The sequence below is a fragment of the Psychrobacter sp. AOP31-B2-9 genome (genome assembly GCF_052378005.1).
Classification (GTDB): Bacteria; Pseudomonadota; Gammaproteobacteria; order Pseudomonadales; family Moraxellaceae; genus Psychrobacter.
This window is the reverse complement of record NZ_JBQSXG010000130.1, coordinates 1-8298: the sequence shown is the minus strand read 5'-3', so window position 1 is coordinate 8298 and position 8298 is coordinate 1. Positions and strand designations below refer to the sequence as shown.

At 41.3% G+C, this 8298-nt stretch carries 8 protein-coding genes and 4 tRNA genes; 9 read left to right on the top strand and 3 right to left on the bottom strand.

Annotated features, from left to right (window positions below; all coding sequences use genetic code 11):
* Positions 1–35 precede the first annotated feature (35 nt).
* From lolB to ACT3SX_RS12210, 9 genes are all read left to right on the top strand, one after another.
* The gene (gene lolB / locus ACT3SX_RS12250; RefSeq protein ID WP_192518568.1) at positions 36–656 is read left to right on the top strand and encodes a lipoprotein insertase outer membrane protein LolB; all 621 of its coding nucleotides are present in this window, start codon (positions 36–38) and stop codon (positions 654–656) included.
* A gap of 54 nt (positions 657–710) precedes the next feature.
* Positions 711–1673: a 4-(cytidine 5'-diphospho)-2-C-methyl-D-erythritol kinase gene (ispE, locus tag ACT3SX_RS12245; RefSeq protein ID WP_192518569.1), complete on the top strand. Its 963-nt coding sequence runs from the start codon at positions 711–713 to the stop codon at positions 1671–1673.
* A 112-nt stretch (positions 1674–1785) separates the two neighbouring features.
* A tRNA-Gln gene (locus tag ACT3SX_RS12240) sits at positions 1786–1861 on the top strand.
* A 243-nt stretch (positions 1862–2104) separates the two neighbouring features.
* Positions 2105–2180, top strand: a tRNA-Gln gene (locus ACT3SX_RS12235).
* A gap of 108 nt (positions 2181–2288) precedes the next feature.
* Positions 2289–3236, top strand: a complete 948-nt coding sequence (locus ACT3SX_RS12230; protein ID WP_192518570.1) for a ribose-phosphate pyrophosphokinase — start codon at positions 2289–2291, stop codon at positions 3234–3236.
* Between the two features lie 413 nt (positions 3237–3649).
* Positions 3650–4330 (top strand): 50S ribosomal protein L25/general stress protein Ctc, encoded by a 681-nt coding sequence (locus ACT3SX_RS12225; protein ID WP_192518571.1) that lies wholly within the window; start codon positions 3650–3652, stop codon positions 4328–4330.
* 191 nt (positions 4331–4521) lie between these two features.
* On the top strand, positions 4522–5103 hold the full coding sequence (pth, locus tag ACT3SX_RS12220; protein ID WP_192518572.1) for an aminoacyl-tRNA hydrolase: 582 nt from the start codon (positions 4522–4524) through the stop codon (positions 5101–5103).
* A gap of 96 nt (positions 5104–5199) precedes the next feature.
* The gene (panD, locus tag ACT3SX_RS12215; RefSeq protein ID WP_192518573.1) at positions 5200–5580 is read left to right on the top strand and encodes an aspartate 1-decarboxylase; all 381 of its coding nucleotides are present in this window, start codon (positions 5200–5202) and stop codon (positions 5578–5580) included.
* A 206-nt stretch (positions 5581–5786) separates the two neighbouring features.
* On the top strand, positions 5787–6767 hold the full coding sequence (locus tag ACT3SX_RS12210) for a calcium/sodium antiporter (protein ID WP_192518574.1): 981 nt from the start codon (positions 5787–5789) through the stop codon (positions 6765–6767).
* A gap of 39 nt (positions 6768–6806) precedes the next feature.
* Here the strand turns inward: ACT3SX_RS12210 and ACT3SX_RS12205 are convergent, their stop codons facing one another.
* The 3 genes from ACT3SX_RS12205 to ACT3SX_RS12195 form a co-directional block, all read right to left on the bottom strand.
* Positions 6807–7469, bottom strand: coding sequence for an RDD family protein (locus ACT3SX_RS12205; protein WP_192518575.1), 663 nt, complete (start codon positions 7467–7469; stop codon positions 6807–6809).
* 212 nt (positions 7470–7681) lie between these two features.
* Positions 7682–7758: transfer RNA gene (locus ACT3SX_RS12200), tRNA-Arg, on the bottom strand.
* A 184-nt stretch (positions 7759–7942) separates the two neighbouring features.
* Positions 7943–8032 (bottom strand) — tRNA-Ser (locus tag ACT3SX_RS12195).
* Positions 8033–8298: the final 266 nt, after the last annotated feature.

Here is an 8298-nt window from a genome sequence, read left to right as displayed (position 1 = left end):
AAGCTAGTAAATTTGGTCATTATTGGGAATATAACATGTCATTATCAACACCTTCTTATAAGCTTAATAAGTTTGCTCTATTCAGTGCCATGACTGCCGCACTAGTGATAACCTCTGGCTGTCAGTCATTAAAAACGGCCAATGCGACCAATCAGTCAATGACTACTGTACAAAACCAACCTCAAAAACTTGAAAGTTTTAATATCACTGGCAAAATCGGTGTTACAACGCCCGCTAATGACACCACAGGCGCTCAAGGTGGTAGTGCATTTTATGCTTGGGGTCAGCAAGACGATCGCTTTGCTATCGAACTGATTGGCGCCTTGGGTATTGGCAAAACCAACATCGAATATAATGGTCAAACGGCCACCTTAGTGAGTGAAAAAACAGGCACATTAACCGCTGATGATCCTGAAGAGTTATTGAAAAAAGCCACTGGCTGGCAAGCACCTATCTCGCAAATGCCTTATTGGATATCAGGTAATCCTGCACCTTCAGACAGCGCACCAGAGATGGATGACCAAAACCGCTTGATAAGCTCAGTGAATGGTGATTGGAGTGCCAGCTTTACTTACAAAGGCTCTGACAAGCTACCAAGCAAAATCAGCGCTGTGCAGCCTCAAGGCAATAAAGTAGTGATGACGATTAATCATTAACCATCAATTAAATATTACTGCCCAAATAATCGCTGCTCATTAAGATAGCCATTTATGACTGAGTATATATCTATGCCGCATGCCGCTACTATCACTCGCTTATCGCCGGCAAAAATCAACCTGTTTTTGCATATTACTGGCAAGCGCACCGATGGCTATCATAATTTACAAACGGTATTTCGCCTACTCGATTGGGGCGATTATTTGCACTTTTCAGTAGACAATAAAGTCGTTGTTGATACCAGTAATAATGCGTTAGACACTACAAGGCTTTGTCATCAGCTAGTCACACTGACTGGCGCGGAATCGATAACGAAAAGCATAGAAGATAATCTCATCTTTAAAGCAGCACATGCATTGCTAGCGTCTGCCATACAATTCAAGACGCTACCCCAACAGCTGCCATTAGTACAAATTAATGTGGACAAGCATTTACCGATGGGTGCTGGTCTAGGCGGTGGCTCATCCAATGCCGCTACTACTTTACTGGTATTAAATGAGATTTGGCAGCTTAACTTTAACAAAAATGAACTAATAAAAATTGCTGCTACGATTGGCGCGGATGTACCAATATTTATCTTTGGGCAAGATGCGATTGCGATGGGTATTGGTGAGGAACTGACCGCCATTGACCTTCCCGACCAACAGTATTTAATCTTAACGCCTGATGCACACGTCAATACTGCTAAGCTGTTTGCCCATCCTAAACTGCAACGAAATATTGCCACACTACTTCCTGAAACCATCACAAATCAGTCCAATGATTATGTGCAAACGCTCAGCGCGCCATATCACAGTGTTTTCACACCGGTAGTTACGAGCCTCGCGCCTGCTGTTGAAAAGGCTTTACGTTATTTACAAGAATTAGAGGTTCAAGCAATGGGCACAGCACGAATGACTGGCTCTGGTAGCGCGGTATTTTTACCGTTAGATGCGAGTGTAACTACTGACAAAGCACTTTTAGCAAAGTGGATTGAAGATGCGCCTTGTGTAGGTTGTGTAGTAAGAAGTTTGTAGAATAATCTTCGGCACTTACCTAATAAAAATACAACATCCTTTATAAGTTACGAATAAAAGGCGCAAAAGACTTGCAAAATCTAAAAATCTAATTATAATAGGTCGCCACAATAGGGGTATAGCCAAGTTGGTAAGGCATCAGGTTTTGATCCTGACATCCGTTGGTTCGAGTCCAGCTACCCCTGCCATTTTTAAGTTCCAAGTGTTTGATATGCACCTAAAATAAGTGAATTATAAAACGTCACTTATTTTATTGTCATTGACAACGCCATCCCAGTTTCGGTATAGTTCGCAATGAACACCGCTAGGGAAAAGTTATGTTTTAGACAGTTTATCTGTTTTTCATATAACTGATAGGTCGTTACGCTATTCTAAAAATAACTATTTATAAGTTATAGTTAGGTATTAGACGTATACAATCTAGACATTACAGGGGTATAGCCAAGTTGGTAAGGCATCAGGTTTTGATCCTGACATCCGTTGGTTCGAGTCCAGCTACCCCTGCCATTTTTACTGTAATAGTAGTCTTCAATTATTTTCACCACTCTTTTCTTAATTTGAGCAGTTTGACACTGCTTAGCGGTCGCTGCTTGAGTAATCAATAGGACTTCTGTCATGCCTTATTTGGCGATTTTTACGGGTAATGCCCACCCTGAATTAGCGAAAACCGTAGCCGACCATCTCCATATACCTCTTGGTAAAGCTGACATCACGCGTTTTTCTGATGGCGAAATTGCCGTGGAAATCAAAGAACACGTGCGCGGTAAAGACGTGTTTATCATGCAGCCTACTTGTGCACCGACCAATGACAATCTAATGGAAATCATGATGATGGCTGACGCCTTGCGTCGCTCTAGTGCTGGCCGCATCACAGCTGTTATGCCTTACTTTGGTTACGCTCGTCAAGATCGTCGTCCACGTTCAGCTCGTGTACCTATCTCTGCTAAAGTCGTCGCTGACATGCTAAATATCGTTAGTATCGATCGCGTGATGACGGTTGATTTGCACTCAGACCAGATTCAAGGCTTCTTTGATATTCCTGTAGACAACATCTATGGCACGCCTGTACTACTAAACGACCTACAAAAGCAAGATTATGACAACATCATGGTAGTCTCACCTGACGTTGGCGGTGTGGTTCGTGCACGTGCAATGGCTAAGCAGTTGGGTGATACCGACATGGCGATTATCGATAAGCGCCGTGCTCGTGCCAATGAGTCACAAGTCATGCATATCATCGGTGACGTTCGTGACCGTGATTGTGTGATTGTTGATGATATGGCTGATACTGCAGGAACACTATGCAAAGCTGCCGAAGCATTGAAGGCAAATGGTGCTCGTCGTGTCTTAGCATATGTCACCCACCCTGTCCTATCAGGTAATGCGCTAAAAAATATTGGCGAGTCTGCACTTGATGAGTTGGTTGTTACCGATACGATTCCATTGTCTGACGCCGCAAAAGCGTGTAGTAAGATTCGCCAAGTAAGTATCGCTCCGATGCTCGCAGAAAGCTTACGCCGTATCAATAACGAAGAATCTATTAGCGCAATGTTTGACGACTAATATTTAAACCATTGGCATTGCTTATTTTTAACAGCAATGCTCGTCGTAAAATATTTAAATACTAAAAAACAGCGTCAAGTATCATTACTTGGCGCTGTTTTTTTGTGCGCGCCTTTTGCGTAGGTCTTTATTATTACTACAAAATCACGTATAATGCGCGCCTGTGCTAACCGTTTGATTGATTCAATCAGGTCGGCATTATTAAAAGTGCTGATCATGCTTGAAAATAACGACTACCACGATGACCATCATCATGAGAGTTTCTATTATAAGCAAATGGCTAAGCGTAAGTATCGTGAGCTTTGCTTACCATGCTAAATCACGCATAGCTATCATCACGTATTAGTGGATTGGTCGCAAATCCACTTTTTTATGACCAGACACTTCATCATTCTTTTTATAGGATTATATCCATGAGCATTAACCATTTTGAGCTAAACGCAGTTGATCGTTCTGCTGAACAACAAGGTAAAGGTGCGAGCCGCCGCCTACGTAAGCAGAACCTAGTTCCTGCTATTATCTATGGTGGCAATGAAGAGCCAACATCAATCTCTATCAAAATTAACGAGTTGGTAAAAGCACTTGAATTCGAAGCATTTTTCTCACACGTTTTGACCATCAATGTTGACGGCGTAGAGCATCAAGCTGTTATCAAAGACTTACAACGTCACCCTGCTAAAGGCTTCCCAATGCATGCTGATTTCCAGCGCATTGTAAAAGGTCAGAAAATCCACATGAATGTTCCTGTGCATTTCACTGGTCGTGAAGAAGCTCCAGGTACTAAAGCTTCTGGTGTTCTATCAACACTAGTATCTGATATCGAAATCGTTTGCCTACCATCACTACTACCTGAATATATCACAGTAGACGTATCTGGTATGGAAATCGGTGATTTGTTACGTTTATCAGACATCAAACTTCCTGAAGGCGTTGTCATTCATGAGCTTGAGTTAGAGGACGGCCATGACCGTACTATCGTCAACATGCAGCCACCAACAGTGGAAGAAGTTGATACAGATGCTGAAGAAGTTGATGCAGCTGATGTACCTGCTAGTGCGCAAGGTGAAGCTGAAGATAACAAAGACGGCGAATAACAACCGACTATTAGGTAGCAGTCTTGTACTTGTTACTTAATAACAGGTTGATTTAGTCAAAAAACAGCAGGCGATGAATATCTCCTGCTGTTTTTGTAAGTAAGATTTGGGCATAATATAAACCTTACATATTCAACACTTATATATTCAAAAATTACCACTCATTTATTAAATTCAAGCAGGGTATTTTTATGGCCATAAAACTTATTGTCGGTCTTGGTAATCCTGGTCAGCAGTATATGTTTACACGTCATAATGCAGGATTTTGGTTTGTCCATCATTTGGCTCAACAGTTTAATATCACCCTCTCTCCTGATAAGAAATTCCATGGCGTAACAGGACGCGGACAAATCCACGGGCATGATGTTCGTCTATTGATGCCGCTCACGTTCATGAATAAGTCTGGCGAATCAGTGGTACCAATGGTAAATTTCTATGGTATCCAAAATGATGAATTGCTTATCGCCCATGATGAGCTAGATATTCCAGCTGGTAGTATTAAACTTAAAACCAATGGCGGACATGGTGGTCACAATGGCTTACGTGATATCACGCCGCATATCGGTAATGACTTTCATCGCCTGCGCGTAGGAATTGGTCACCCTGGACACAAATCTAAAGTGAGCGGCCATGTCCTGTCCAAAGCCGCTCCAGATGAGCAAATTGCCATTGATAGCGCTTTGACAGCTGCTTTTGAAGCGCTACCATTATTGTTAGACGGTGACATCGAAAAGGCCCGCTCGCAAATAAATGGCTTTAAACTGCCTGAATAATAGGATAGCTCAAAGATAAGTGCCTTTTATTTTAGCCAGTTAATCCCCATTAACTCTTTGATTTAGTTAATATCAGTTACGCTGAGGAAGCAACCTATGCAACTTACTATGCTTAAATGCAAATTACACCGTGCTCGTGTTACCCATGCTGAACTACACTATGAGGGCTCATGCGGTATCGATGGTGATTTATTAGATCTTGCTGGGCTACGCGAAAATGAGTCTATCGACATCTACAACGTAACCAATGGCAAACGCTTTCGTACCTATGCTATCCGTGCAGAAGCTGGCTCTGGTATTATCTCGTTAAATGGCGCTGCAGCCCATATGGCAGATTTGGGCGATATCGTTATCATCTGTGCATATGCTCAGTTTGAAGAAGCAGAAGCCGAAACTTATAAGCCAAAACTGGTTTATTGTAACGAAGACAATACGGTTAAAGACACTGCAAATATTATCCCAGTACAAGTAGCTTAATCATCATTTGCGGTGCGATTACGCTTGATTATGAGCTTTCTTGTATCACTAGCAGTCAGTGATCGGCATTAAAGTATTCAAAAGCTGAATCTACATTGGGTTCGGCTTTTTTTACATTTATCCATCTAGGGCGAGCTAAACAAAGTTGACAGCACGAATCATCGCTTTATCTTGGATAACAAGATAATAAAAAAGGAAAATTACTAATGTGGTTGGCAGTCATTGCAGTACTGGTCGGTTTAGGGATTTTGGTTTGGAGCGCTGATGTATTTATTGATGGTGCAACAGCACTAGCAAAAAAATTCAATGCACCAAGTTTTTTGATTGGTGTGATCATTTTAGGCTTAGGCACGTCTGCGCCTGAAATGGTCGTGTCCGTATTAGCAGCATTAAACGGTAATCCTGAGCTAGCATTGGGGAACGCCTACGGCTCTAATATCATCAATATTGCTTTAGTGTTGGGTGCAACCGTACTCATCAGCCCTATTATCATCCATAAGGGCATTATAAAGCGAGATCTACCGATACTGCTATTGATTACCGCTTTGGCTGCTTGGCAGCTGCGTGATGGTCGATTAGACCTAACCGATGGGCTAATGTTGTTGGCAATGTTGGTTGTTGTTTTGGGTATTCAAATTGTGCTCAGTTTGCGCGAAGGTAACTCAGAAAATAAAGAGGATAGCGTAGAAAGCGCAAGTAATGCAGAGCTCATGCACACCAGCTTAATACGTGGTTTGGGCAGTTTGTTTGTTGGCTTATCAATGTTAGTAGCAAGCTCACAAGCCATCGTCTGGGGTGCCGTTGAGCTTGCAACGCTTTGGGGGTTGAGCGAGCTAGTGATTGGGTTAACCATTGTCGCAGTTGGCACATCGCTACCGGAGTTAGTCGCGAGCTTGTCAGCAGCACGTAAAGGTGAGCATGATATGGCCTTGGGCAATATCATTGGCTCTAATATATTCAACACATTGGGCGTTGTCGGTCTTGCAGCAATTATCGCTCCTATCACTGCCAATCCCATTATATTGTCTCGTGATATATTAACAATGGGAATAATCACCCTACTACTCGCCGTACTGTGCGTTTTTGCCTTTATCACCAAACGTCCATTCGGTCGAGCTTCTGGCATAATACTGATTATATTCTTTATCGGTTATACGCTATGGCTTATGCAAACCGTTAATATGTAACATTGACTGTTCACGCTGCTACAACAATGAAAAGAGATGCTAATTATTTTTCTTACGATTTTTAAAGCCCTTCCATAGCCCTTCATGTGCCACTTTTGGCATTTTTAGGGTAATGGTGTTGGATAGCATGTCCTGCACTGCTAAGCCGCGACGATTGAAAAAGCAAAATGCATAATTAAAAATAAAACCTAATAAAGCGCTGGTTAACAATATCTGACGTGAGCCACCAATCAAGCTACCAATAATGCCAAAAAGCAATGGCATTAAGCACGCGGCCAAAATACGTTTAAATGACTGTCCCCATGTTAATAAATAACCTGCGTTATTGACCGTTTTTAGACGCCAAGTTTGCATACCCAATGTCTGCCCACCACGACGCCAAAATATTCCATAAAATCCTACTAACGTCAGTACAAAAGACGGTGTCATAATAAGGTTTTGATACCATGTTGGTAACGATTCGGCTTGCGATGAGTCTACACCCGAATTCATCGTCATTAAGGTGCCAAGCACTACCAGTATAGTGCCTACCAAAAATAACAATGCCAAAATCAGCATGCCATCATAGAGGATAGCCACTACACGAGTCATTGGCTTAGCAATCGTAGGCTCTTCGTCAGACGTTTGCTGCGTAGAAGAATTACGTTGAGACTTTGATTTCGTGGTAGCTTTGGAGGTTCGTTTAGATAAACTTTTTGACATGGTACAAGCTCATAGCAAGCAATGAATAATAGCTCTATTGTACCGTAATTTACGACCGTATCGTATATTATCCTAGGGTGCTATCTCGCCAAAGGTAAAGTCATATGAGAGAGTCATCAAACATAAAATTCAGACATAAAAAAATCGCCAAATTGTCATAAGACAGGCGATTGATTTAATATTTTTTAGCTTAATAAAAGCTAGTATGCAAATGGTGCGCCTGGAGAGATTCGAACTCCCGACCCCTTAGTTCGTAGCCAAGTGCTCTATCCAACTGAGCTACAGGCGCGTATTTTGCACATCATTTACTGAATTATTAATAACAATTACAGCAAATTAGGTTGGTCATTATATAGATAATATCGCTTGTGTCAACATTTTTATGAATTAAATTCAAATTATTTTTGAACGAAATACTAAAAATATAATTAACGCTTATTTTTGCAATACTACTCTAACAACAACTGAATAAATGGCGGTGAAGGAGGGATTCGAACCCTCGATACGCTTACACGTATGGTTCCTTAGCAGGGAACTGGTTTCAGCCACTCACCCACTTCACCTAACGATTTAAGACACTTATCAAAATATTTTCAATAAAAACATTTCTTTAAACATAGTATCAATGCTAATGATACGTCTTATGTCGTGGGCGAGTATTATAACAAAGCCAAAATGAATTGCAAGCATTGTCTACAGTTTTAATGCAGCTTTTATCATAATTTTTTATTTATATGGCTTTATACTCTTTTTTACGACCAAAACACCAATAGTTACTGGTAAAAAATTCATATTTAAACCATGTAGAATGCTTTCTCATACATTTTTT

Excerpts from the sequence above, each read along its gene's own strand:
- ACT3SX_RS12225 (WP_192518571.1), top strand. The coding sequence starts at position 3,650 with ATGAGCATTAACCATTTTGAGCTAAACGCAGTTGATCGTTCTGCTGAA.
- ACT3SX_RS12210 (WP_192518574.1), top strand. The coding sequence starts at position 5,787 with ATGTGGTTGGCAGTCATTGCAGTACTGGTCGGTTTAGGGATTTTGGTT.
- ACT3SX_RS12230 (WP_192518570.1), top strand. The coding sequence starts at position 2,289 with ATGCCTTATTTGGCGATTTTTACGGGTAATGCCCACCCTGAATTAGCG.
- lolB (WP_192518568.1), top strand. The coding sequence starts at position 36 with ATGTCATTATCAACACCTTCTTATAAGCTTAATAAGTTTGCTCTATTC.
- pth (WP_192518572.1), top strand. The coding sequence starts at position 4,522 with ATGGCCATAAAACTTATTGTCGGTCTTGGTAATCCTGGTCAGCAGTAT.
- ispE (WP_192518569.1), top strand. The coding sequence starts at position 711 with ATGACTGAGTATATATCTATGCCGCATGCCGCTACTATCACTCGCTTA.
- ACT3SX_RS12205 (WP_192518575.1), bottom strand. The coding sequence starts at position 7,469 with ATGTCAAAAAGTTTATCTAAACGAACCTCCAAAGCTACCACGAAATCA.
- panD (WP_192518573.1), top strand. The coding sequence starts at position 5,200 with ATGCAACTTACTATGCTTAAATGCAAATTACACCGTGCTCGTGTTACC.